The following is a 24,623-nucleotide window of genomic DNA, read 5'->3' on the forward strand; positions in this document are numbered from 1 at the left end:
CATAAGGGAGGAAAGACATGGCGGATGCCAAGGGTTTCAAGCCGGATGTCGATATCCGGGTGAAGGACTATCGGATCGGCGCAATCGGCGCCGGCATGATCATGGCTGAATGCCATCTTGCCGCTTACAAGGAAGCCGGCTTCAACGTGGTCGCCATCGCCTCGCGCACCAGGGCCAATGCAGCCAAGGTCGCCGAGCGCTGGGGCATCCCCAAGGTTCATGACACGCCGGAAGCGCTGATCAAGGACAAGAACGTCGACATCGTTGATCTCGCCTTTCCGCCGGACCAGCAGCCAGCGCTGATCCGCGCGGCGCTTGGGGAGACGCATATCAAGGCGATCCTGGCGCAGAAGCCGCTGGCGCTCTCGCTCGACGAAGCCAGGACGCTGCGCGACGAAGCCAAGGCCGCCGGCAAAATCCTCTCGGTCAACCAGAACATGCGCTACGACCAGTCGATGCAGGTGCTGAAGCAGATCCTCGACAGGCACGAGCTCGGCGATATCGTCATGGCGACCATCGACATGCGCGCCATCCCGCACTGGCAGACATTCCTCGAGGAGTTCGACCGCCTGACACTCGCCAACATGAGTGTGCATCACCTCGACGTGCTGCGCTTCCTGTTCGGCGATCCGGAAGAGATCTACTGCGCCACCCGCACCGACCCGCGCACTTCGTTCAAGCACAAGGACGGCATCACGGTCTCGACCATCAAGTTTCCCGGCAATGTGTTGGCGGTCTCGATGGAGGACGTTTGGGCCGGTCCGCGCGAGGAAGGCTTCGACAGTGAATTCTACATCAAGTGGCGCGTCGAGGGCACCGACGGCGTGGCGCATGGGACGATCGGCTGGCCGAACGGCGCGGCCTCGACACTGACTTACGCTTCCAAGAAGACCACCGGCGGCAAGTGGGTCACCCCGACCTGGGACACGATGTGGTTCCCGCACGCCTTCATCGGCGTGATGGAGCAGCTGCAATATGCGGTGAAGAGCGGCACCGAGCCCAAGCTCAATGTCGCCGACAACGTCAAGACCATGGCGCTGGTCGAGGCCGGCTATCGTTCGATGGACGAAGGCCGCGCCATCAAGCTCAGCGAAATCGCAATCTAACTCTAGAACCGATACCGAAAGGGAGGACTACCACCATGATGCAGACCGGTATTTTCACCGCCTACTTTCCCTATACGCTCGAAGAGACGGCAAAGAAGATCCGCTCGCTGGATTTCAACACTGTCCAGCTCGACATGCACTTCAAGGATATCGACCTGAGTGCCGGCCAGATCACCAAGGACAAGTGCGCCACGATCCGCAACACGTTCCGTGACCACAACCTGCCGATCTGCTGCATTTCGGGCTACACCAACATCATCCATCCGGACAAGGAAGAGCGTGCCCGCCGCGTCGGCTATCTCAAGGAAATTATCCGGCACGCCCAGTATCTCGGCACGCCTTACGTGATCTCCGAAACCGGTACCTACAACACCGAGTCCGACTGGGTGCATCACCCAAAGAACAAGACCGAGGAAGGTTTCGAAGAGTGCCGCAAGGTCGTCGCAGATCTCTCGCAATACGCCTATGACCACGGCGCGGTTTTCCTGCTCGAAACCTATGTCAACAACGTTGTCGGCTCGGTCGAGGAGACGGTCAAGATGTTCGCGCAGGTCGATCACCCCGGCCTCGGCCTGCTGATGGACCCGACCAACTATTTCGAGTCCCACAATATCGACGACATGGACAAGATCCTCAACCAGGTCTTCGACACGCTGCAGGACAAGATCAAGATCGGCCATGCCAAGGACGTCAAGCGTTCCGGCGACGACAAGGCCGAGAAGCATGCCAATATCGGTGACGAGGACGCGCTGGAAAGCCACACCTTCCGCGGCGTCGGCGAAATCGAATTGCCGGCACCGGGTCTCGGCTCGTTGAACTACGACCTCTACCTCAAGCTCCTGGCGCGCAAGCACCCGAACATCCCCGTCATTATCGAACATCTCGAAGAGGCGGATGTTCCGCGCGCCAAGAAGTTCCTCGACGGCAAGATGCGCGCCAACGGCCTTTGAGTTAAGACGGGGATGGCGGGCAAGCGACCGCCATCCCGATGCATTCTGATACAGGAATACCGATATGGTCGAGATTTACGGTGGGCAGAGATCGCGGCGCGATCTTTCGGCTCATGCCGGCTCGTTGACGCAATTTGCCGGCGTGCGCCTGGTGACGCTGGCCGACGGCGTCGAGCGGGGGGTGCGGATGCTGGAGTTCCGCAGCGGCACCGGGCTTCGCTTCACCGTGATGGTCGACCGCTGCCTCGATATCGGCGACTGCGACTATCGCGGCATGTCCATCGGTTGGCATTCGCCTGCCGGGTTCAAGGATCCGGGTCTGCATCATGCAGAAGGTGAGGGCGGGCTCGGCTGGCTTCGCAGCGCGTCGGGCCTGCTCGTCACCTGCGGCCTCGACCAGATGCTGTTCATGAACGAGGAGCCTGGCGACCATTATGTCTACGGCCCCCGCAAGACGGTGAGCCATCCACTGCATGGCCGCATCGGCATGACACCGGCGCGGCTGACAGGCTATGGCGAGAGCTGGTCGGGCGACGAGATGACACTCTGGTGCGAGGGCGTCGTGACGCAGGGCGCGGTGTTCGGTGAACATCTCGAGTTGACGCGTCGGATCGAGATCAAGGCCGGCACCAACGAGATCCGCATTTCCGACAGCGTCGTCAATCGCGGCTTCTACCGCACGCCGCATATGTATCTCTACCACGTCAATGTCGGCCATCCCGTGCTGGCCGAAGGCTCGCGCTACGTCGCGCCGATCTCGGATGTCGTCTGGGCCGGTCATGCCGGGGACAATTACCGCAAGCAGAATGTCGGCTATCGCACCATGCCGGCGCCGCAGATGGGCTTTCACGAGCAGGTCTGGCAGCATGAGATGGCGGCGGACGCAAATGGCGAAGTGCCGGTTCTGCTGGTCAATGACGCGCTGGAGATCGCCTTCGAGGTGGTCAACCGCAAGGACCAGTTCCCCTGCAATTATCAATGGCAGAATTTCCATTCCGGCCAGTATGTCATCGGCATGGAGCCATCGACGCATCATGTGCAGGGCAGGGAATTTGCCAGAGAGCGCGGCGAGATGATCTGGCTCGAGCATGGTGATGAGCGGCGCTATGATGTGACCTTCAAGGTATTTTCGGGGAAAGACGAGATCGCGCGGGAAGTATCGCGGATCGAGGGGATCGCTAAGCAGCCGGCGGAGGATTATCCGGCTGTGTCGGGGAGGCATGTGCCGCTTGGGGGAAGGTAAATTACCCCTCACCAACTTCGGCCAAGGGTTCACTGTCGTTCACCCGGCCTTCGTATCCTCTCCCACAAAGGGAGAGGTAAATCCGCAGCAACGCCTTGCCCCGGGTGAGGGTTGAGTTTGGGGCACAATACCTCTCCCCTTGTGGGAGAGGATAGCAAGTCCAAACGAGACGAAGTCGAGTTCTTGGACGCGCTTGGTGAGGGGTAATCCACAGTGCGGAGAAGCCATTGGCGGAGATAGCCCCTAATGCCCCAAAGCAGCCGCCATCAGTTCCCGCGTATAATCCTCCCGCGGATGATCGAAGATCGCCTCGGTGTCACCTTCCTCCACCACCCGCCCGCTTTTCATCACGATCACATAATCCGATAGCGCCCGGACCACGGCAAGGTCATGGCTGATGAAGAGGTAGGACAGGCCATGCCTCGCCTGCAGGTCTCGGAGAAGCTCGACGATCTGCTTCTGCACAGAGCGGTCGAGCGCCGAGGTCGGCTCGTCCAGAACGATCACCTTGGGCTTGAGGATGATGGCGCGAGCGATAGCGAGGCGCTGGCGCTGGCCCCCGGAGAATTCGTGCGGATAGCGGTTGCGCGTTGCCGGATCGAGGCCGACTTCACGGAGCGCGTCCACAGCCAGCCGGTCGCGGTCCCTTGCCGTAAGGGTGGGCTCATGAACGAGCAGGCCTTCTGTGACGATCTGCCCGGCCGTCATCCGCGGCGAGAGCGAGCCGTAGGGGTCCTGGAAGACGAGTTGCAGTTCGCGCCGCAGTGGCCGCATCTCGCGCCGGTCGGAACGGGAGATGTCCTTGCCGCGGAAGAATATCCGGCCGTCCCCCTCCACCAGCCTGAGGATCGAGCGACCGAGGGTCGACTTGCCCGAGCCGGATTCACCAACAATGCCGATCGTCTGGCCCTCGCGCAGGGTGAGCGACACCTTGTCGACGGCCTTGAGTTCGACCGGCGGGCCCGCGAGAAATCCGCCGCCGAGTTCAAAGCTCACCGACATGTGCTGTGCCTCGATCAGCCGCCGCGCACCCGCGTCGACAGGCGGCTTGCTGCCGGTGGGCTCCGCGGCGAGCAGCATCTTGGTGTATTCGTGCTTGGGCGCGTCGAAGATTTCAGTGACGCTGCCCTGCTCGACCAGTTCGCCGCGCCGCATCACCGCGACGCGGTCGGCGAAACGGCGGACGATGCCGAGGTCGTGGCTAATGAAGACGATCGAGAGACCGATGCGGTTCTTGAGTTCCAGCAGAAGATTGAGAATCTGAGCCTGGATGGTGACGTCGAGCGCCGTCGTCGGCTCGTCGGCGATCAGCAGTTCCGGATCGTTGGCGAGCGCCATGGCGATCATCACGCGCTGGCGCTGGCCGCCCGACATTTCATGCGGATAAGAGCGCAACCGCCGCTCGGGATCGGGGATGTGGACAAGCTTGAGCAGCTCGAGTGCGCGCTTCTTCGCCTCCGCCTTCGAGACCTTGCGATGAAAGCGGATCGGTTCGGCGATCTGGTCGCCGATCGTGTAGAGCGGGTCGAGCGAGGTCATCGGCTCCTGGAAGATCATGGTGATCTTGCCGCCGCGGATCTCGTTGAGCTTCTTCAAAGGCAATCCGACGAGTTCCTGGCCGCGATAACGCGCAGAACCCGTCACCCGGCCGTTGGCCGCGAGCAGGCCCATGATCGCCATCATGGTCTGGCTCTTGCCCGAGCCGGATTCGCCGACGATCGCCAGCGTTTCGCCCTTCTCGACCTTGAGGCTGACATTCTTCACCGCATGGACTTCGCCGTCGTCGGCCGCGAAGCGGACGTCAAGGTTGCTGATATCGAGGATGGTTTCGCTCATATCAGCGGTCCTTGGGGTCAAAGGCGTCGCGCAAGCCGTCGCCGAAGAAGTTCAGCGCAGACAGGGTGACGACGAAGAACAGGGCAGGGTAGAGCAGCAGCCAGAGGCTCGCCTCGATGGCGCCCGCACCCTCGGCGATCAGCAGCCCCCAGCTTGTCAACGGTTCCTGTACGCCGAGGCCGAGGAAGGAGAGGAAACTTTCGAGCAGGATGACCTGCGGCACCAACAGTGTCACGAAAACGACGACCGGGCCGATCACGTTAGGGATGATGTGACGGCGGATAATCTGGCCGTTGCTCAGGCCCATTGCGACGGCGGCGCCGACGAATTCGCGGCGTTTGATCGCGAGCGTCTGGCCGCGGACGATGCGCGCCATGTCGAGCCAGTTGATCGCGCCGATGGCGACGAAGATCAGTACGAAATGGCGGCCGAAGAACACGACCAGCATGATGACGAAGAAGATGAAGGGCAGGGAGTAGAGGATCTCCACCAGCCGCATCATCACATTGTCGACACGGCCGCCGAGATAGCCGGAGACCGCGCCATAGATCACGCCGATGACGAGCGAGACGATGGTGGCGAGCACGCCGACCATCAGCGAGACCTGGCCGCCGACCATGATGCGGGCCAGCATGTCGCGCCCGTTGCGGTCCGTCCCCAGGAGGAAATGCTGGCCGTTGACCTGGCCGGTCACCGTGGCCGTCTTGCCTTCGTTGGCGGTTCCCGTGATTGCCGCGCCGTCGAATTCGTCCGGCCGGTCGAGATAGCGGACCACGCGGGGATCGATTTCCTTTTCGGAACTGATGATGGCCGTGTAGGTCGAACCCTCGACGTCGAAGGAGTCGAGATTCGCGCGCGCTCGTTCAACCGCGTTCTTCATCACGGGCTCGAGCGTTTCCTCATGCGGATAGGGCGAAAGCGAGGGGCCGACGGCCACGTAGCTCGGATAGACGGCCGAGTAGCTGTGCGGGTTCACATAGGGGCCGAGGAAGCAGAAGGCGGTTATCGCGATCAGAACGAAAGCGCTGACGACAGCAGCCTTGTTCCGCCTCAAGCGCTTGAACGCAATGGCGCCGGGGCTGCGGCCTTGCACGACGTCTTCGGTCGGTAGGATGACGGCGGTTTCAGTCATGGCGCACCCTCGGATCGATGAAGGCGTAGATGACGTCGACCAGCAGGTTGAGCACGACGATGAAGACCGAGATCAGCACGACGGTGCCCATCACCAGCGTGTAGTCGCGATTCAAGGCGCCAAGCACGAAGTAGCGACCGACGCCAGGCAGTGAAAAGATCGTCTCGACAATGATCGAGCCGGTCAGCACGGAGGCTGCGGTCGGCCCCAGATAGGAGATGACAGGCATCAGCGCGCCGCGCAGGGCGTGCGTGCCGACGACGCTTGTGAACGGCAGGCCATAGGCACGGGCGGTGCGGACATGGTCGGCGCGTAGAGCTTCGATCATGGAGCCTCGCGTGAGGCGGGCAAAGACGGCCAGCTGCGGCAGGGCGAGTACGATGACCGGCAGGATGAGGTTGCGGAAGCCGCCATCGCCCCACGTGCCGGTTGGTACAAGTTTCAAACCGAGCGCGAAGATCAGCGACAAGATCGGGCCGAGCACGAAATTGGGCACCGTATTACCGATCGCGGCGACGCCCATGAGCAGGTAGTCGGCCCAGCTATTCTGCCTCAGCGCCGCGTAGACGCCCATCGCGACGCCGCCGAAGACGGCAATTGCGAGTGCCCAGAGGCCGAGAATGATCGAATAGGGCAGTGCCTGCAGGATCAGTTCAGCGACGGTGTAGTCCTTGTAGATGTAGCTCGGGCCGAAATCGCCCTGCAGTACATTGCCCACATAGTAGAGGTACTGCAGATAGATCGGCTGGTCGAGATGATAGACCGCCTTCATGTTTGCCAGCACCGCCGGATCAAGCGGCCGTTCCAGATTGAACGGGCCGCCGGGCGCGATGCGGATCATGAAGAAGGACAAGGTCAGAACAATAAAGATCGTCGGCAGCGAAGACAGCAGCCGGACGAGGATGAAACGCAGCATGAAGCGCCTCCTCTCTTTTCGAGTAACCAAAAGCCCCCCGCGCCGGTTCCACCGCGGGGAGCAGAAGGCGCGTCCGGCAAATTGCCGGGCGCACCCGCTGGGTCACTCAATCGAGAGGTACTTGGTCAGGTGCTCATTCACAAGGTTCTGGTTGAAGCCCTTGACCTTCTTGTTGATGAGCCAGAGGCTGGCATAGTTCATCATCGGGGCAATCGGGTATTCGGCGAGCATGAGGGTCTCGGCCTCATTCATGATCTTCATGCGCTTGGCCGGATCGGCTTCCGCGTAAGAGGCCTTCATAAGTGCGTCGAACTTTTCGTTTTTCCAATGGCCGTAGTTGAAGGCGGTATTGGTCGAGACCATCAGGTTGAGGAAGTTTTCCGGATCGGCATAGTCGGCCGACCAGCCGGCGCGGGCGACGTCAAACGAGCCGCCTTCCTGCAGATAGGCGTAATGCGCCTTCACATCGAGATTCTGCGTCGTCACGTTGATGTTGGAGCCGAGGGCCTTCCACATGTCGGCCACTGCGATCGCGACCTTCTTGTGGTTCTCATTGGTGTTGTATCGGATGTCGATAGTGAGCGGCTTGCCGCCATCGCCATAGCCGGCTTCCTTGAGCAGCGCCTTGGCGGCGTCTTCGCGGTCGAGCTGGTCCATGTCGGCGATATCGACCTTGGGCAGGGTGTAGCCTTCCATGCCGTCAGGGACGAGGGTGAAGGACGGCAGCTGCGCGCCGCCATAGATCTTGCCAGCCAGGAATTCGCGGTCGAGCGCCATCGACAGCGCCTTGCGGACTCGAACGTCGTTGAACGGTTCCTTGCGGCCGTCGAAGACATAATAGTAGGTCGAGCTGGCCGGGGCCGCGAAGACCTGGTCTGCTCCATATTTCTTGGTCAGGTGCTCGCGCTGGTCTGCCTGGAAGTTATAGGCCACATCGAGTTCGCCCGCTTCGAACATTCGCTCTGTCGCGGCCTGGTCTTCGGACGGGTTGTAGATGACCTTGTCGATCTTGACGTTGGCGGCATCCCAGTAGTTCGGATTCTTGACCGCCGTGATGTGGTCGTTGGCGACATATTCGGTGAGCATATAGGCGCCGTTGCTCACGAAATTGCCGGGCTTGGTGAATTCCTTGCCATGCTTGTCGATGCTGGCCTTGTTGACCGGGATCGCGGTGTAATGAGCGAGCAGCTGCAGGAAGTAGGGCGTCGCGCGCTCCAGTGTGATTTCCAGCGTCTTGTCGTCGACGGCCTTGAGGCCGAGGCCTGTCGCGTCACCCTTCTTCGTGTTGAAAGCTTCGCCGCCCTTGATCGGGTAGAGAATGTTGGCATAGCCGGCGGCGGTCGCCGGGTCGAGCACGCGGGTCATGGAATAAACGAAGTCGCCGGCGACGACGGGCGAGCCGTCCGACCATTTGGCGTTGTCGCGGATCTTGAACGTGTAGACCTTGCCGTCGTCGGAGAGCGTGTGGCTCTCGGCCGTGCCGTGGACGACCTTGCCGTCGCGGTCATAGACCATCAGGCCTTCCGAGAGGTCGCGCTGGATGAAGCCTTCGATGTCGATGGAGATCTGCGCCTGGTCGAGCGTCTGGGGCTCGCCGCCATTGCCTCGTCGGATCACGGTCTCTGCCAGGACCGGAAAGGCGAGGGTGGCGAGCAAGGCGCCGGCGAGCGTCGTCCGAGCCACTGATGTGAAGAAGGGTCTCATGTTCATTGGGTATCTCCGTTCTTGGTTTTATTCCCAGTTCCCCGCTGGTGCGCACGTGAGACTATTTAGCGCTTGTCGAAATGCAACTCAAATTATTCGTCCGTATAGGGCGTTCATTGGCATGCGAATGTCGGAAAGTCGACATAACGTTTACGTGCACGTCGTTTGTAGGTGGTCGAATTCATGATGATCAAGCTTACGATTGACACATTGGATGAAACGCGCATATTCTTTCGTACACAAATGAAAAAAGGAGCGGAAATACGCTCCGAGGGGAAATGACAAGTGTTACCAGGCGTGGTCCGGGTTAGACTCCGGTCGCGCTTTTGGCAGGGCTTGCTTGCGTTCGGCATAGCGCCGAACTAGGTTTCAAACGGCAAAACTGGGAGCGCAAAATGACGGATTCCATCTTCTTGGCAGGTTCTAGAATCACACGCCGTTCGGTGCTGAAAAGCGCTGTGACGGCTGCAACGCTGCTTGCCACGCCCGCCGTGCTGCGCGCGCAGGGCGGCAAGATCAAGCTCGGCGCTCCGTTCCATCGCACCGGCATCGGCGCCTCCTACGGCCGCTGGTACGAGCGCACCGCGGTTGCCGCGCTCAAGCTGATCAACGAGGGCGGCGGCATCAACGGCATGGAAGTCGAGATGATCGTCGAAGATGACGGCACCGATCCCAAGCGCGGCACGGAAGTGGTCGAGAAGTTCGCAACTGAGCACAAGGTCGATGCGATCTTCGGTCATCTCTTCAGCCACGTCGTGGCCGCGGCCGGTCCGCGTGCCGGCGAACTCAAGGTGCCCTATCTTGTCTGTTCAGAGGGCCATCAGCTCGCGGGCGGCGGCCTTAATCGCTACACCTTCCAGCCCGGTATCACCGATGTGAAGAGCCAGGTCGCCTCGATGGCGCCGTGGATCTCGAAGAATCTCGGCAAGAAGGTCGCGATGATCTTCCCTGACTATGCATTCGGCCACAATCACCGCGACTTCTTCTCCGAAGCGATCAAGACGCAGGGCGGCGAAGTCTCGGCCCTGATCCCGATCCCACCGACAGAGAGTTCGTTTACCCGTTATTTCCCGCAGATCCCTGCTGACACAGAGGTGCTTTACCACGTCATGGTCGGGCCGGCGGTTCTGACTTTCGTCAAGGAGCTCGGCGATCATTTCGGTTCCACGCGGCCGCAGATTTTCGGCTTCATCGATTCGCTCGAAGCGGTCGATCTCGCCACGCCACAGCTCGAATATCTCGACGGCACTTATTTCTGGGAGGCCAATCCGCGCTATGCGCAGGCCGATCAGACGGCGTTCGACAAGCTCTTCCGCGAGAAGGTCGGCGTCGATGCCAATGGTGCCAGCACCGACGACCCCAAGGATATCTCCACCTATTCGCACATGTTCTCCGTCTGGGAGACTTTGTTTGTGATCAAGAAGGCAATGGAGACGGCGAACTACAAGGGGCCGGACCAGAAGAAGGACTTCATCGCCGCACTCGAGGCGATGGACAAGTTCGAGGCGAGCAACGAGCACCCGCAGGGCGACAAGACCTTCAACGGCAAGACCCATCAGGTTTTCGGCAAGCAGTTCATTTCCAAGGTCGAGGGCGCCAAGCTCAATGTCGTGCATACGACGTCGATCGAGGATGGCATGTATCCGGACGAAACCGACTACACCAAGCAGGAACTCTGACATTCCTCAGATTTGAATCTGGAACTCGCCGGGCATCTGCCCGGCGGGATCTCCTCTTTCGTCCCGCGATCGAAGGTTCCGCCGCATGGCTTTCGGCCCCTATCTCTTCCTCGCCATACTGGAAGGCCTAGTCCAGGCCTCGGTTCTGACAATCACGGCCGTCGGACTTTCTCTGGTCTTCGGCGTGATGCGGGTGGTCAATGTCGCCCATGGCGAATTCTTCATGCTCGGCGCTGTCTTTGCGTGGTTCGTGACAAGCTTTGTCACGGGCCATCCGGCGCTCGGCTTTCTGGCGGCGCTTGTGATCAGTCCGCTGATCGTCGGCGCTATCGCCTATGCCTCGGAACGGCTTATCCTGAAGCGGTTGAACTACGATCCTGAAGCAACCATCGTTGCGACGATCGGGCTGCTCTACATCTTCCAGCAATCGGCGCTGATCTTTTTCGGCCCCAATGCACAGGCTGTCGAGCCACCATTTTACTGGCGCATCCGTTTCCCATGGTTCGGCTATGACGGCTACAAACTCTTCATCATCGCCGCCGCGATCGTGCTCATGCTCGGCGTCTGGTTCGTGATGAAGAAAACCAGGATCGGCATCGTCATGCGCGCCACCCAGCTCGACCGCGAGACGGCGCGCGCTTTCGGCATCAATGTCGATCGGGTCTCGGCCATGGTCTTTACGCTCGGAGCGATGCTGGCTGCCATGGCCGCGGTGCTTGTCGTACCGATCCAGCAGGCCCATTACCTGATGGGCGCGGACCCGTTGCTCCTCTCCTTCATCGTCGTCATCATCGGCGGGCTCGGCAGCGTTCAGGGCACCGTCATCGCCGCGATCATCATTGGTCTCTCCGACGGAATTCTCTCGGTCTTCTTCTCGCCGACGCTCGCCAAGATGGTGTCGACACTGCTCGTTGCCATGGTGCTGATCGCCCGCCCGAATGGCCTTTTCGGAAAGGCCGAGCGATGACGCGTACCGACATCCGCCGCAACCTGATCCTCATCGTCGCCGTGATGGTCGGACTCTTCCTGCTCCAGTTCGTTATGCCGCAATATTATGTGCTGACACTCACCCGCATGATGGTACTTGCCGTCTTTGCCGTCGGCTACAACATGTTGCTCGGCTATGTCGGCTTGCTCAGCCTCGGCCACGCGATGTTCTTCGCCGCCGGCCTCTATGGTGCGGGGCTCGCGAGCTATCATCTCGGCATTGCGGTGCCGTTCGCGTTCCTCATCGGCATCATCGCGGCCTTATTACTGGCCTTTGTGATCGGTTGGGTAGCGCTGCCGACACCGCGCGTGTCCTTCATGATAGTGACGTTGATGTTCTCGCAGGTCGGCTTTCTGACGACGCTCTATTTCGCGACCTATACCGGCGGGCAGGATGGTCTTTCACTGCCGCAGGCCGCGCGGCATTTTGAGCTCTTCGGTACCGATTTCAGCCTCGCCAACGATGTCGTGCGCTTCAACATCGCCTTCCTGCTGCTGGTCGCGGCTTTGGCCATCTCCTTTGCCCTGTTGGTCAGCCGCCGCGGCCGCATTTTCACCGCGATCCGGGAAAACGAGGGCCGCACCGAAATGCTCGGCTTCAACACATTCGCGGCCAAGCTCGAGGCCTTCCTCTATTCCGGCGGCATAGCGGGCGCGGCCGGAGCGGCCTACGGCCTGCTCTTCGGCTATATGGGCTCGACTTTCGCCTCGATACAATACTCGATCGAGGTGCTGCTTTTCACGCTGCTTGGCGGCGCCGGAACGTTGCTCGGGCCGCTGATCGGTGTCGTGCTGATGATGACGCTGATCGACCAGCTGAGCGAGATCACCACGGCCTATCTGCTGGTCATCGGCGTTGTGCTGATCGCGCTCGTGCTCTGGTTCCCCAAGGGCGTTCTCGGTTCGATCCGGGAGAGGTGGCTGCCATGGCTGATGTGACTCCCATCCTCTCCACGTCAGGCCTCAAGCGCCATTTCGGCGGCCTCAAGGCCGTTGACGGCATAGACTTCATGCTGAATGCCGGCGAGATCCGCGCCATTATCGGTCCCAACGGAGCCGGCAAGACCACATTCGTCAGCCTGCTCTCCGGTCGAACTTCGGTGACCGAGGGCCGGATCGCTTTCCGGGGCCAGGACATCACCCACATTCCGGCCTTCAAGCGTGTTCGGCTCGGCATCGCCTACACGTTCCAGATCACTAACATCTATCCTAAGCTCTCTGTCATCGAGAACGTCCGGATCGCCGCACTCGGTCGCGCCCAACGCGGCGAAAAGCTCTCATCGGAAACGGAAGCGAAAGCGATGCTGGCGGCCGTTGGCCTCGCCGATAGGGCCACGCATCGAGCCGGCGAGATGGCCTATGGGCACCAGCGGCTTCTCGAGGTCGCCATGGGCCTCGCGCTCAAGCCGTCGGTGCTGATCCTCGATGAGCCGACGCAGGGGCTGTCTGATATCGAGATCGATGGCTTCTGCGCACTGGTCAAGGAGATTTCCAAAACCGCGACCGTGCTGTTGATCGAACACAATATGGATGTCGTCATGCGGCTTGCCAATCGCATCACGGTACTCAATCGCGGCCTGAAGCTCGCCGAGGGCACGCCGGCCGAAATTCGTGACAATGCTGAGGTGCAGGCCGCCTATCTCGGAACGGGGGTGTGATGCTTCAGATCGAGAACCTCAACAGCTTCTACGGCAATGTGCAGGTGCTGCGCGATTTTTCGATTTCGGTCGCCTCGGGCGAAATTCTCTGCCTGCTGGGCCGCAATGGTGCCGGCAAGACGACCGCGCTCAAATCCATCCTCGGGCTTTTGCCGCCGAAGCGCGGCCGCCGCATGCTCGACGGCAAGGATATCAGCGATCTACCGGCCGAGGACATCCCGCGCCAGGGGATCGGATATGTGCCGCAAGGCCGGCGACTTTTCACGGAGCTCACCGTGCGCGAGAACCTCGAAGTGGGGCTGATGACGCGCGGCTCGGGCAGGGCGGCGCTCGATCGTGCGGTCTCCTATTTTCCCAAACTCACCGAACGCTTCGACCAGCAGGCGGGCACGCTTTCGGGCGGCGAGCAGAGCATGGTGGCGATCGCCCGTGCGCTCTGCGTCGAGCCGCGTGTCATCATGCTGGACGAGCCGACCGAAGGCCTGATGCCATCGATGATCCAGGCGATCCGCGATGTTGTGACCAAGCTGCGTTCTGATGGCGTGGCGGTGCTCCTGGTCGAACAGCGCATCGATGCCGTGCTGCCGGTCGCCGACCGCATCGCCTTCATGGATCAGGGCAGGGTGCAGGCCGAGGCCACGGTTGCCGAGGTCAAGGCGGATCCGTCGCTGGTGCAGAAGTATCTCGGAGTCGGGCATGGGTAGCGGAGATCGGCGGGCAATGGCCTAGGTGCCACGGAGTTTTGCATCCGAAAGCAATGGCTTCGGATCGCTCTCTGCTGATTTGACGGTGGCCCGAATGATGCACGCAACCGACTTGGACTTCTCGTCCTTGGTCTGATCGACCGCTTTGGCGAGCAACGCCATGTCCTGCTCGGAGGCATTCGCCAGAACCGGTTGAAGTTCCTTGATCACGAGCGCCAAATGCTCGTCCTTCTTCCTCTTGTCCCCAGCGACGGAAATGCTGAGGACGATCACGCGCGACAGGAGCGTACGCGTTTTCTTGTTCTGGATCCTGGCTAGACCTGGCATGCAATCGAATGTCGCCTGCTCGATCCGGCGGGTCGTCGTTTTGCGATCTTTGCGGAGGAGTTCGGCCATCTTCTGAACCGAACTGGTTCTGTCGCGTCCGAGGTAGGATTTCACCCCGCCGATGGCGACAGAGCCGACCACGCTGGCGATGACTACGGTAGTGATGAGGCGCATCTCAACTCTCCTGGTTGAGGCTTGCCTACATCTTATGGTTTAAGTCACCTCTAAACAGTCGCGAAAATGTCTAATGATCCTACGGTTCAAATCCGCGGCGTCGACAACAACCAAAGGCCGAAGCCGGTATAGAACACCATGAGCGCTGCGAGTGGGATCTGGCTGATCACAGCCTTGCGCGGGGTCTCGAACAGCTTGAGTGCGATGAGATGCGCCATGATGACTCCGGTCACGTGGCCGAGGGCAATGACCACAGTTTCGCTGTTGAAGATCAGAGTGACGCCGGAGAGCGTGTTGAGGAAGGAGGTGGTTGTGTGCCATTCGACAGTGCCGAACAGGTTCCAGCCGAAGCCGAACGGGTCGCTGATGGCGATGAGCGCATTCTGACCGTCGACCAGCACATTCGTGAGATAATGCGCGGCCTGAAAGGCAAGTGCGATCGGGACGATAGAATAGATCAGCCGACCCGCGGCCTCTCGCCATGCGGCACCCCCGCCGGCCATGGCGGCACCCAGCGCTACGCAGAGCAGGAAGGCGCCTGAAAGCGCTGCGAATGTGCCGACAAGGCCCAGCGTACCCGACCAGACCACGGCGCTGCGGCCGGGAAATTCCAGCGGATTGACGCCGATGGCGCCGAGCCACAGGAAGGTGCGTGACAGCCCGTCGAAGGAGACTGTCGAGAGCATCAGCAACAGGAACAGCACGCCGGAGAGCGGCAGCGCCGCATGCGTGACCAGTTGGCGCCCGGGCCAGACGAGGCTGAGCCTCGTGTGGCTGAGGCCGGCGTCCTCGCGTGCGAAAGGGGACAGGCGGCCGATCAGACCGAAGAAGATCGAGAAGGGTTCCGCGCGGGACATCCAGTCTTTCTCGCCAAAGGTCATCGCGCCGAGCAGGTTGAAGAGGAAATAGAGGCCGATCGCTTTTGCCAGTCGCTCTGGATCGCTGGGAGCAAGATCGACGAGTTCGAACCAGGCGAAAGCTGCGAATTGCAGGATTGCGATCGCATAGCCGATGCTTGCAGGCAGGGTGGCGAGCGGATCGCGCCTGTGATGGCCGAGTAGTGTGAGAATGCCGGTCCATGGATTGAGATGCGGCCAGAGCGGGCCGGTCACCGCCTGGAGCACGGTGAAGCAGACCCACCAGATCGTCCAGAACATGGTCGGCAGTGGGTTGGCGATTGGATCGCGACTGCCGAGGAATCCGGCAGTGACTAGGGTTGCGAGGAACAGGAGCCCAAGCAGCGATGTAGAGGCCGGCGGGATGTCGCGGATCGTCATTAGGTGGAGACGCATGGCGGCGGCGCGATCGACGAGACGGGCTGGCAGGACGGCGAGGAGCAGGAAGGATGCCGAGACGGCGAGGGCCGCGCCGGCGAGGTAGTAGCCGGTGGGAAGGAGGAGCACTATGCCGCCTTCGGTGCCGTGGGCGAGGGCAGTGGTGGGGGCGAGGGTGGCAAATGGAGCGGCAATCATCGCCAGCCGGAACTTACCCCCCTCTGTCCTGACGGACATCTCCCCCTCAAGGGGGGAGATCCGACGGGGCGACCGCCTGTCTCCCTGAATCGTTGCGTGCTCAGAGAGATGTAGTGGCTTGTGGCGATGGGAGCCCATCTTGCGCATCTCCCCTTTTGAGGGGGAGATGTCCGGCAAGACAGAGGGGGGTATACGCCAGGCGTCGTCCAATGAGATGTCACGACGTAAGTCTTCGCCCACCGTCCTCAATGGCCAACACCCCGAATGCGCGCCGAGGCTTGTTTCAAATCCCCCCACGGCGCCTTGTCCGGCGCAAACCGCGCCCGCAGATAGGTCGCAAGATCGGTAAGCTGTCGATCCGAAAAGCTCTGCCGGAAGGCGGGCATGGACATCACCTCCATTTGCTCCGCTGTCGCATGTCGGGCAAGTGCTGCAGGCGCATCGGCGCCATTGAGGATTGTCTGCAGCAGGTTGTCGGGTCTGTCGCTGTGGAGGTTGGAGTTCAGCGCGAGGCTCGCTAGCGGCGTGCCGTCGGCGTGGCACGTAGTACAGGCGCCCTCAAAAATACGGGCGCCGGAGGGCTCTGCCAAAGCTGATGCGGTCTCGGCGGCGCGCGCGGCGTCGACGGCCGCGGCGCGGTTGGTCGCGGCCGTATCGGCCTTCACACCGTTGGAGAGATAGATCGCCATCGCCCTGATGTCTTCGTCCGGCAACGGCTGAAGGGATTTGACCACCTCGGACATCGGACCGTTTGCGGCGCCATGGTCATGCGAATAGCCCTGCCGCAAATAGTCGAAGAGCGCGTCTTCGGTCCAGCCGACCGGTGATTTGCCAGCAGTGCGGATCGCCGGCGCCTCCCATCCATCGGCAAATCCGCCGGCAAGATGGGCCGCGCCTTCGAGTTCAGCGCCCACCATGTTCCGTTCCGTGTGGCAGGCGGAACAGTGGCCAAGCGTCTCGACGAGATAGGCACCGCGGTTCCAGGCGCTGCTCTTCGTGGCGTCCGTAACGCTCGTCGGCTTGAGATAAAGCGCATTCCATCCGGCCATCAGGCCGCGGAAATTGAAAGGGAACTTCAGTTCGCTGTCGGGCACCGTGTTCGCCGCCGCCGGTTCGGCCATCAGATAGGCATAGAGCGCCTGGATATCCGCTTCATCCGCCTTGGCGAAGGATGTGTAGGGGTGGACGGGGTAGAGGTGACTGCCGTCGCGATGGACGCCCTGGCGCATGGCGCGCTCGAAGGCCGGATAGGACCATGCCCCAATACCGGTCTCTGCATCGGCCGAGATATTGGCCGCATAGATCGTCCCGAACGGCGTCTCGAAGGCGCGGCCGCCGGCGAAAGGTGTGCCGCCAATGTCTTTCCCGATACCGACATGGCAGACATTACAAGCACCGGCCGCGGCGGCCTGCCGGCCGCGCTCGATCGTGGATTGGCTGAAGGTTGTCGGGTCGGGTCGTGCGATCTCTGGGATCACAGGCTTGATCGGTGCGAGGAGCGCGATGCCGCCCGCCGCCAATCCCATCAGACCCGCCGCACTCAATCCAAGTCCGAGGATCGGCCGCCGCACCTTTGTCGCAGGCGGAGCGAGCCGTTTGTCAGGAGTCTTGCCCAGCGCCGCCAATACCTTGTCTGGCGTGAGAGGTAGCTCCCGGAAGCGGATACCAGTCGCGTCATAGACGGCGTTGACGATCGCTGCGGCACTCGGCACCGAGGCGCTTTCGCCCGCGCCGCGCGGCTCCTCGTTCTGCCGCGGCAGCATCAACACGTCGATATCGGGCAGTTCAGGGAAGGTCAGGATCGGATAGCCGCCCCATTCGACGCTCTCGACCTCGGTCGCAGAGAAATCCACCCTTTCCTTCAGAACGCGACTGATCGACTGGATGACATTGCCGTGGATTTGGTGGCGCACGCCCTCGGGGTTCACCATCATGCCGGTGTCCTGGCCGACGGTGATGCGGGTCACGGCGATGACGCCGGTCTTCCTGTTAACCGCAACATCGGCGACCCAGGCCGACCATGCCGCCGGCACACCGGGGAAGCGTCCGTGGACATAGAGCGCGTAAGCGAAGCCGCGGCCATAGAGCAGGTCGCCTTCGCCGCCCTCGCTGCCCCACTGGGTGCGCGGCTTCCATTTGGCCTTCTCGGCGACGGCTCGCACGAGATCGATGGCCCTGTTATCGGTGAGATAGCGCAAACGGTATTCGATCGGGTCGACTTGCGCTGCTGCCGCAAGCTCGTCGATGAAGCTTTCATGCGCGAAGGAGTTCGGCATGGCCGAGACGCCGCGGAACCAGGACGCGCGGGCGATCGGCGGCATGTCGTGCACCTGGATGCGCATATTGCCGATCGCATAGGGCGGGATCGCCGTGCGGTCGCCCATCTCCATCGTCTCGTTGCCGCTGATCTTCCCGGTCAGGACCAGAGCCAGTGTCGGCGCGAGGTTGGAGGGGTAGCGCGTCTCGAAGTCATAGGCCGCGGGACCGCCTTCGAGATCGATACCGCCCCTGACATCGATGATCTGGCCGGCGCCCTTGGGCTCCCAGCCGTGCTCTTGCTCGCGGGTCAGTTGCACACGCACCGGCCGCCCAACGGCGCGGGAGAGGAGTGCCGCGTCGGCGGTCACGTCATCGGCGCAGTTGCGGCCATAGCAGCCGGCGGCCTCCAGCCGTTCAACGACGATTTCCTCCTCCGGCATCTCCATCAGCTGAGCGAGGTCGCGGCGCATCCAGTGGGGATTTTGCGTGCCGGACCAGACGATGAGCCTGCCGTCCTGCCAGTCGGCGACGGCGCAGGAGGGACCGATCGAGCCATGCATCTGATAGGGCCAGACATAGGTGCGCTGCATAATGCCCTGCGCGCCAGCCAGTGCCGTCTCGACGTCCCCGCTTTCCTTGAGCAGCCGCGTTTTCTGCTTGGGGTGACCGCGCAGCGCCTCCTCGAGGCGGTTGAGATCGGGGCGGGTCGGCTGCTCGCGCCAGGTCACCTTGAGCCGCTTCATCGCCTCGATGGCATTTTCTTCGCGCGCGGCGACAACGCCGACGAAATCACCCTCAGTGACCACGGCGACAATGCCCGGGATATCTGCCACCGAACTCTCGTCGACCGCGACGAGGCTCCGGCCGACCATTTCGCCATGGTCGAAGCCGGCATGCGGCGGACGGATGACGCGGCCATGCAGCATGCCGGGCACCCTGATATCGTGGACATAGGTCCATTCACCGAGTGCTTTGCTGGCAATATCGTTTCGGCGCTGCGAGTGGCCGACGATGCGGTACTCTTCAGGCGACTTCACGCGAACGCCGGGATTGATCTCGATGCGCTCATGATGGCCGGAGATGAGGTCGGCGTAGGAAATCGACCGGTTCCCAAGCTGGACGATTCCCTGGTCGACCGAGAGGCTTGCGAGCTCGACGCCGTGCATGGCGGCGGCTTTGGTCAGCAGGTGATGGCGTGCCGTTGCCGCCGCCTGCCGCAGCGGTATCGCCGTTACCTGGATCGTCTCGCTGGCGATCGTCGGTCCCTGGTCGGGCGCCGCCGATGTCGTGCCGAGCACCATCTCCACGCGCTCGACCGGAACATCCAGTTCCTCGGCAACGATCTGCGCCAGCGCGATGCGGACGCCGGTGCCGAGATCGACATGGCCGGAAAAGGCGCGCGTCGTGCCGTCGGCCTGCATGGCCAGGAATATCTCGGGTCGGTTGGAGGTGCCGGGCCGCACCATGAGGAGGATATCCTCGGCATCGAGATAGTGTTCGAGCGGAATTTCCTGCGGACCGCTCATGCGTCTAGCCTCGAAAGCTCGGCGGCGCGGTGGACGGCAGCGAGAATCTCGACATGGGTACCGCAACGACAGAGATGGCGTGCGAGCGCTTCGCGGATCGTCGTCTCGTCGGGTGCCGGGTTGCGGCGGAGGAGGGCGGTGGTGGCGATGATCATGCCGTTGAGGCAATAGCCGCATTGGGCGGCCTGCTTCTCGATGAACGCCTGCTGCACCGGGTGAGGTTTGGCGGACGTCCCGAGGCCTTCGAGTGTCGTGATTTCACGCCCCTCGACGGTAGCCGCCGCAGTGGTACAGGAACGGACCGACCGGCCGTCCACCAGCACGGCGCAGGCGCCGCATTCGCCGAGGCCGCAGCCGAATTTCGGGCCGTTCAGTTCGAGATCATTGCGAAGGATGTAGATCAGCGGCGTTTCGGGCGATGCCTCGACGGTTCGCGTCTTGCCATTGACACTCAATGCAATCGGCCGCGCCTTCACCGGCGGCACCTCGCGTCGGCCAGACCGCGCGCTTGCGAAGATGTCGCTTGCTCGAAGGACAATGCGTTCCCCTGGGTTTCAATTCTGCTTACCCGATTGGTCGGTATCTTACCCAACAATCATTGGCATGCAAATGAATAGTGCAGGGCCGGTTTGGCGTATGGAGAAACCAGGCGCGGGGTCCAATCAGGCGGTAGTCAACAGATCTTGGTGAGCAGCTCGATCAGCATCATCCGCTCGCCCGAGGTCAGCGGAGCCAGGGTTTCCTCGGTCACCGCGCGGGCGGTGCCGACATTGCGGGAGAGCGCCGATTCGCCTTCGGTGGTGAGCGAGAGGACCAGGCGGCGGCCATCCTTGGGGTCTGGCTCCGACCGGATGAAGTCGCGTGCGACGAGCCGGTCGACCACGCCCTTGATCGTAGCGACATCCATCGCCGTCTCGCGGCCGAGCTGATTCTGCGAGGTCGGCTGGATTTCCTTGAGCTTGGAAAGTGCCGCCCATTGCGTCGTCGTCAACCGGTCGCCCATGCGCCCTGCGAAGATCGCGACGTGGCGCTGGTTGGCCTGACGCAGGAAGAAGCCGATCTGCTGATCCACCCGATATTCGGTTACGCCCTCGGGCTGGGTGTCATCTGCTTCCATCGTCATTCGCACAGTCCTCGGGGCATTGTATCCACGCCGGGATTTGGTTTAACTGGTCGGACTCATTTGTCAACGAAGCATCTTCGACGAGGAGGATCGCTTGACAGACGGGAAAGGTGGGCGGATACTCGTTCGTATACAAACGAACTTGAATTTCGTTCCAGCAGGGAGCGTGCCATGGTGAAGCAAGCCGTCGAAGTCGCCGAAAATGGTAAGATCCGTTGCGATGCCTGTCCCGTCATGTGTTACATCGCCGACGGACGCTCGGGCGCTTGCGACCGCTATGCCAATGAGGGCGGCGAACTGATCCGCGTCGATCCGCTGACGATCATCGAGGGCACGGTGTCCTCGGGCGGCAAGGTCATTCCCTTCATGCCCGACCATCCCGAGGACGAGTGGAACGGCGATCTCGTCAATGCCCGCAAGCCGTTCATCACTGCTGTGGGCGCGGGCACGACCTATCCGGACTACAAACCCGCACCTTTCATCGTCTCGCAGAAGCAGAACGGCGTCGACATGGTGACTGTCGTCACCGAGGGCATCTTCAGTTACTGCGGCGCCAAGGTGAAGATTGACACCGATCGCTATCTCGGTCCCGAGGCTTCGCCGGTGCGGGTCGATGGCGAGCAAATCGGCCATGTCATGACGGCCGAATATGGCTCGCAGATGCTGTCGCTCGGCGGCGTGCATCACCTGACCGGCGGGTCGAAGAAGGAGGGCCGCGTCACCTGCGACGCGCTGCTCAAACTCTGTAATCGCGAAGCCGTCGAGCTGACCATCGACGGCGGGGCGACCATGGTCGTGGCAGCGGGCAAGGCGCCCGTTATTAACGGCGTCGAGGAACACCGCATGCGCGTCGGTTGCGGTTCTGCGACGATCGGCATGTTTGCCAAGCAGTGGAAGGAACTGGTCGACGAAGTCGTCGTCGTCGACGACCATATCACCGGCGTGCTCTCCGAGCATCAGGCCGGAAAGCTGCTGTACGTTCCGCCGACCGGCATCAAGATCAAAGGCCGGCGTTCGACGCCAGGCCGCTACTTCCAGGTCGCGGAGCCCGGCATCGGCTGGGGCGGCACGAATATCGACGATCCCCTGACGATCCTCGGCGATTTCGATCCCAAGGTAGCCTATCCCGGCCTGCGCATGCTGATGGTTTCGACAACGGGCGAGCAGAGCGGTTATTACGTTCTCGACGAGAACCTCCGGCCGATCCTGCAGACCAACCTGCCGGCGCCGATCCAGGAATCCGTCGAGATCATCGCCGAGAATTGCGAGCCGGCGCTGGCCACCGTGATGTTCATGGGCGGCGCGGGCGGCAGCCTCAGGGCAGGCGTCACCACCAATCCGGTACGATTGACCCGCTCGGTCAAGGAAGCGCTCACCCACGTTTCCTGCGGCGGCGCGCCGGCCTATGTTTGGCCGGGCGGCGGCATCACTGTCATGGCCGACGTGACTGAGATGCCCTCGAATTCCTTCGGCTATGTTCCGACGCCGGCGCTGGTCGCGCCCATTGAGTTCACGATGCGACTCGCCGATTACGAGGCACTGGGCGGCCACATGGAGGCGATCGTGCCGATCGAGCAGGCGATTGAGCTTGCGGAACGCAAGATCGCTCCTGTAGGCCAAGGCGCCTGGCCGACGGCCGAAAAGAATTTCAAATGGGGCGCGTGAATTGCTGATTGGAATGACATTGGTGGGAAGCGGAGACCATTCGGGCTCCGGTCGGGGGCGTCCATGATCGGCCCCATCGCTTCCTATCTCGATGGCGACGTGAGCGGACGGTTGCATCTGCAGCATGGGCCGATCGACCTGGTGATCGGCGTCGACGGCGCGATTTCGCTCGAGCATGAAGCCTACTATCGCCACCACGCCTATGCATTGGCCAACCGCCGCTTCAAAACGGTCCTCGATGAACTGGTCGCCGAATTGCCGTTGTTGAAGCGTGCCGCGGCACCGGACTGTCCGGAGCCGAAGGGCAGCACGGCACGTCGCATGATGGCGGCCGTACGGCCCTATTCTGCGGACCATTTTGTCACGCCGATGGCGGCTGTCGCAGGCGCAGTCGCCGATGAGGTTTTGGCAGCGATGCTGGCCGGCTTCACATCCGACAATCGCCCACGCCGCATCTATGTCAACAATGGTGGCGACATCGCCATCCATCTCGATCCCGGGGCCGACTATCGCATCGGCATCGCGCGCGAGGACGGCGCTGATCTCGGCGCCTTCGCCATCTCCGCCGACAGCCCGACACGCGGCGTCGCGACGAGCGGCCGGGGCGGCCGCAGCCTGTCCATGGGCATTGCCGACTCGGTCACGGTGTTGGCGCGCAGCGCCGCCGAGGCCGACGCGGCTGCGACGATTGTTGGAAATGCCGTCGACTTGCCCGGTCACGCCGCGGTGACTCGCATGCCGGCGAGCGAGATCAAGGACGACAGCGATCTCGGACATCGGCTGGTGGTGGCCGGCTGCGGACCTTTGACCGCCGCCGAGATTGCGATCGCCTTGAATGCGGGTGTGCAGACATCCGAGCGCCTGATGGCGAGCGGGCTGATCCATCGCGCTGCGCTTTTCCTGCGCGATCAGGGCCGCGTGGTGAGCGAGGACGACCACATCATTCCTGATATGCTGGAGACGAGACATTATGCCTGAGCCGAAAGTGCGGAAATTCGTCACCGTGGTCGAGGAAATCCGCCACGAGGGCGGTCCAGTCGCCGACAAGCCGCTGCTCCGAGGCGCCGTATTGGCGGTGATCGAAAACCCGTTCGCCGGCAGCTATCACGAGGAGATCGCCGGCTTCATGAAGGATCTCGAGCCGCTCGGCCTCGAAATGGCGACGCGTCTGATCAAGTCGCTCGGCGGTGACAAGGGTGCGATCCAGGGCTATGGCAAGGGTGCTATCGTTGGGCAGGGCGGCGAACTGGAACATGGCGCGCTTTGGCATGTGCCGGGCGGCTATGCCATGCGCGAGGCGCTGGGCGATGCAAAGGCCATCGTGCCCTCGACGAAGAAGGTCGGTGGCCCCGGCACCCGGCTCGACGTACCGGTTACGCATATCAACGCGTCGTACGTCCGCAGTCATTTTGACGCGATGGAGGTCGGCGTGCCGGACGGGCCGCGTGCCAACGAGATCGTGCTCGCGCTGGTGATGACCACGGGTTCGCGCATCCACGCCCGTGTCGGCGGCTTGAAGGCAGCAGAGATCAAGGGCGAGGACGGATTGCGGTGAGCGCCGAGATCCGCAAGATCGCGGTCTTCGTTGAGGAAACCCGATCGGAGATGGGGCAAGCTGTATCGCCGCCCACGCGCAAGGCAGCCGCCGTTGCCGTGATCCGCAATCCCTTTGCCGGCCGTTATCAGGCGGATCTGACGGAACTCATGGATATCGGCGCAGAACTCGGCGGGTTGCTCGGCCGCAGATGCGTCGAAGCACTCGGCATTTCACCATCCGAAGTCGAGAGCTATGGCAAAGCGGCGCTCGTTGGTGAGAACGGCGAACTGGAACACGCCGCCGCGGTCTTGCATCCGTCTCTTGGTAAGCCGTTGCGCGACGCCGTCGAGAAGGGTGCGGCGCTGGTGCCATCCTCCAAGGCGATGGGTGGCCCGGGTACAATCCTCGACATCCCGCTCGGACACAAGGATGCAGCCTATGTCCGCAGCCATTTCGACGGGATGCGGGTGATGCTGAACGACGCACCACGCGCCGGTGAGATCATGGTCGCCGTGGCGGTGACCGATAGTGGCCGGCCGCTGCCGCGTGTCGGAGGTCTCAAGGCGAACGAGGTCCAGGGCAAAGACGGGCTGCGATAGCGCTTGACAGCGCCACATCGTCTCGT

General features: G+C 62.0%; 21 protein-coding genes. 12 read left to right on the top strand and 9 right to left on the bottom strand.

The annotated features are described in order from the left end of the window. Positions 1–17 precede the first annotated feature (17 nt). The 3 genes from AC2YI2_RS08425 to AC2YI2_RS08435 all read left to right on the top strand — a co-directional run bounded on the left by AC2YI2_RS08425 (position 18) and on the right by AC2YI2_RS08435 (position 3,299). Positions 18–1,106, top strand: coding sequence for a Gfo/Idh/MocA family protein (locus AC2YI2_RS08425; RefSeq protein WP_487386013.1), 1,089 nt, complete (start codon positions 18–20; stop codon positions 1,104–1,106). A 35-nt stretch (positions 1,107–1,141) separates the two neighbouring features. Beyond that, the gene (locus AC2YI2_RS08430; protein WP_487386014.1) at positions 1,142–2,056 is read left to right on the top strand and encodes a sugar phosphate isomerase/epimerase family protein; all 915 of its coding nucleotides are present in this window, start codon (positions 1,142–1,144) and stop codon (positions 2,054–2,056) included. 64 nt (positions 2,057–2,120) lie between these two features. After that, entirely contained in the window at positions 2,121–3,299 is a 1,179-nt protein-coding gene (locus AC2YI2_RS08435; RefSeq protein ID WP_487386015.1) for an aldose 1-epimerase family protein, read from the top strand. A 243-nt stretch (positions 3,300–3,542) separates the two neighbouring features. On the opposite strand, the gene AC2YI2_RS08440 is transcribed toward AC2YI2_RS08435, so the two are convergent. The 4 genes from AC2YI2_RS08440 to AC2YI2_RS08455 form a co-directional block, all read right to left on the bottom strand. Beyond that, the gene (locus AC2YI2_RS08440; RefSeq protein ID WP_487386016.1) at positions 3,543–5,135 is read right to left on the bottom strand and encodes an ABC transporter ATP-binding protein; all 1,593 of its coding nucleotides are present in this window, start codon (positions 5,133–5,135) and stop codon (positions 3,543–3,545) included. 1 nt (position 5,136) lies between these two features. Beyond that, on the bottom strand, positions 5,137–6,267 hold the full coding sequence (locus AC2YI2_RS08445) for an ABC transporter permease (protein WP_487386017.1): 1,131 nt from the start codon (positions 6,265–6,267) through the stop codon (positions 5,137–5,139). Next, on the bottom strand, positions 6,260–7,183 hold the full coding sequence (locus tag AC2YI2_RS08450) for an ABC transporter permease (RefSeq protein WP_487386018.1): 924 nt from the start codon (positions 7,181–7,183) through the stop codon (positions 6,260–6,262). The genes AC2YI2_RS08445 and AC2YI2_RS08450 overlap by 8 nt, the downstream gene beginning before the upstream one ends. 102 nt (positions 7,184–7,285) lie before the next feature. Further along, on the bottom strand, positions 7,286–8,893 hold the full coding sequence (locus tag AC2YI2_RS08455; protein ID WP_487386019.1) for a peptide ABC transporter substrate-binding protein: 1,608 nt from the start codon (positions 8,891–8,893) through the stop codon (positions 7,286–7,288). A 389-nt stretch (positions 8,894–9,282) separates the two neighbouring features. Here AC2YI2_RS08455 and AC2YI2_RS08460 point away from each other — a divergent pair, with 389 nt between their 5' ends. The 5 genes from AC2YI2_RS08460 to AC2YI2_RS08480 all read left to right on the top strand — a co-directional run bounded on the left by AC2YI2_RS08460 (position 9,283) and on the right by AC2YI2_RS08480 (position 13,915). Next, positions 9,283–10,566: an ABC transporter substrate-binding protein gene (locus AC2YI2_RS08460; RefSeq protein ID WP_487386020.1), complete on the top strand. Its 1,284-nt coding sequence runs from the start codon at positions 9,283–9,285 to the stop codon at positions 10,564–10,566. 85 nt (positions 10,567–10,651) lie between these two features. Next, a complete protein-coding gene (locus AC2YI2_RS08465; protein WP_487386021.1) occupies positions 10,652–11,533 on the top strand; it encodes a branched-chain amino acid ABC transporter permease in 882 nt (293 codons plus the stop codon). Next, positions 11,530–12,492, top strand: coding sequence for a branched-chain amino acid ABC transporter permease (locus AC2YI2_RS08470; protein WP_487386022.1), 963 nt, complete (start codon positions 11,530–11,532; stop codon positions 12,490–12,492). Before AC2YI2_RS08465 ends, AC2YI2_RS08470 begins: the two co-directional genes overlap by 4 nt. Then, positions 12,489–13,211, top strand: a complete 723-nt coding sequence (locus AC2YI2_RS08475; RefSeq protein ID WP_487386351.1) for an ABC transporter ATP-binding protein — start codon at positions 12,489–12,491, stop codon at positions 13,209–13,211. Before AC2YI2_RS08470 ends, AC2YI2_RS08475 begins: the two co-directional genes overlap by 4 nt. Then, positions 13,211–13,915, top strand: a complete 705-nt coding sequence (locus tag AC2YI2_RS08480; RefSeq protein ID WP_487386023.1) for an ABC transporter ATP-binding protein — start codon at positions 13,211–13,213, stop codon at positions 13,913–13,915. The genes AC2YI2_RS08475 and AC2YI2_RS08480 overlap by 1 nt, the downstream gene beginning before the upstream one ends. Before the next feature lie 21 nt (positions 13,916–13,936). On the opposite strand, the gene AC2YI2_RS08485 is transcribed toward AC2YI2_RS08480, so the two are convergent. From AC2YI2_RS08485 to AC2YI2_RS08505, 5 genes are all read right to left on the bottom strand, one after another. Then, entirely contained in the window at positions 13,937–14,416 is a 480-nt protein-coding gene (locus tag AC2YI2_RS08485) for a hypothetical protein (RefSeq protein WP_487386024.1), read from the bottom strand. An 86-nt stretch (positions 14,417–14,502) separates the two neighbouring features. Beyond that, positions 14,503–15,927, bottom strand: coding sequence for a hypothetical protein (locus tag AC2YI2_RS08490; RefSeq protein ID WP_487386025.1), 1,425 nt, complete (start codon positions 15,925–15,927; stop codon positions 14,503–14,505). 206 nt (positions 15,928–16,133) lie between these two features. Continuing rightward, positions 16,134–19,673, bottom strand: coding sequence for a molybdopterin cofactor-binding domain-containing protein (locus tag AC2YI2_RS08495; protein ID WP_487386026.1), 3,540 nt, complete (start codon positions 19,671–19,673; stop codon positions 16,134–16,136). Beyond that, positions 19,670–20,149, bottom strand: coding sequence for a (2Fe-2S)-binding protein (locus AC2YI2_RS08500; protein ID WP_487386027.1), 480 nt, complete (start codon positions 20,147–20,149; stop codon positions 19,670–19,672). The genes AC2YI2_RS08495 and AC2YI2_RS08500 overlap by 4 nt, the downstream gene beginning before the upstream one ends. Before the next feature lie 197 nt (positions 20,150–20,346). Then, a complete protein-coding gene (locus AC2YI2_RS08505; RefSeq protein ID WP_487386028.1) occupies positions 20,347–20,796 on the bottom strand; it encodes a MarR family winged helix-turn-helix transcriptional regulator in 450 nt (149 codons plus the stop codon). 171 nt (positions 20,797–20,967) lie between these two features. On the opposite strand from AC2YI2_RS08505, the gene AC2YI2_RS08510 reads away from it, so the two are divergent. From AC2YI2_RS08510 to AC2YI2_RS08525, 4 genes are all read left to right on the top strand, one after another. Further along, a complete protein-coding gene (locus tag AC2YI2_RS08510; protein ID WP_487386029.1) occupies positions 20,968–22,461 on the top strand; it encodes a 6-hydroxynicotinate reductase in 1,494 nt (497 codons plus the stop codon). Positions 22,462–22,524: 63 nt separating this feature from the next. Next, a complete protein-coding gene (locus AC2YI2_RS08515) occupies positions 22,525–23,439 on the top strand; it encodes a UPF0280 family protein (RefSeq protein ID WP_487386030.1) in 915 nt (304 codons plus the stop codon). Further along, positions 23,432–24,016 carry an amino acid synthesis family protein gene (locus AC2YI2_RS08520; protein ID WP_487386031.1) on the top strand — a complete coding sequence of 195 codons (585 nt, stop codon included), beginning with the start codon at positions 23,432–23,434 and terminating at the stop codon, positions 24,014–24,016. Before AC2YI2_RS08515 ends, AC2YI2_RS08520 begins: the two co-directional genes overlap by 8 nt. Beyond that, the gene (locus AC2YI2_RS08525) at positions 24,013–24,597 is read left to right on the top strand and encodes an amino acid synthesis family protein (RefSeq protein ID WP_487386032.1); all 585 of its coding nucleotides are present in this window, start codon (positions 24,013–24,015) and stop codon (positions 24,595–24,597) included. The genes AC2YI2_RS08520 and AC2YI2_RS08525 overlap by 4 nt, the downstream gene beginning before the upstream one ends. The last annotated feature ends 26 nt before the right edge of the window (positions 24,598–24,623 follow it).

Source organism: Rhizobium sp. SRI_017, from assembly GCF_057586295.1.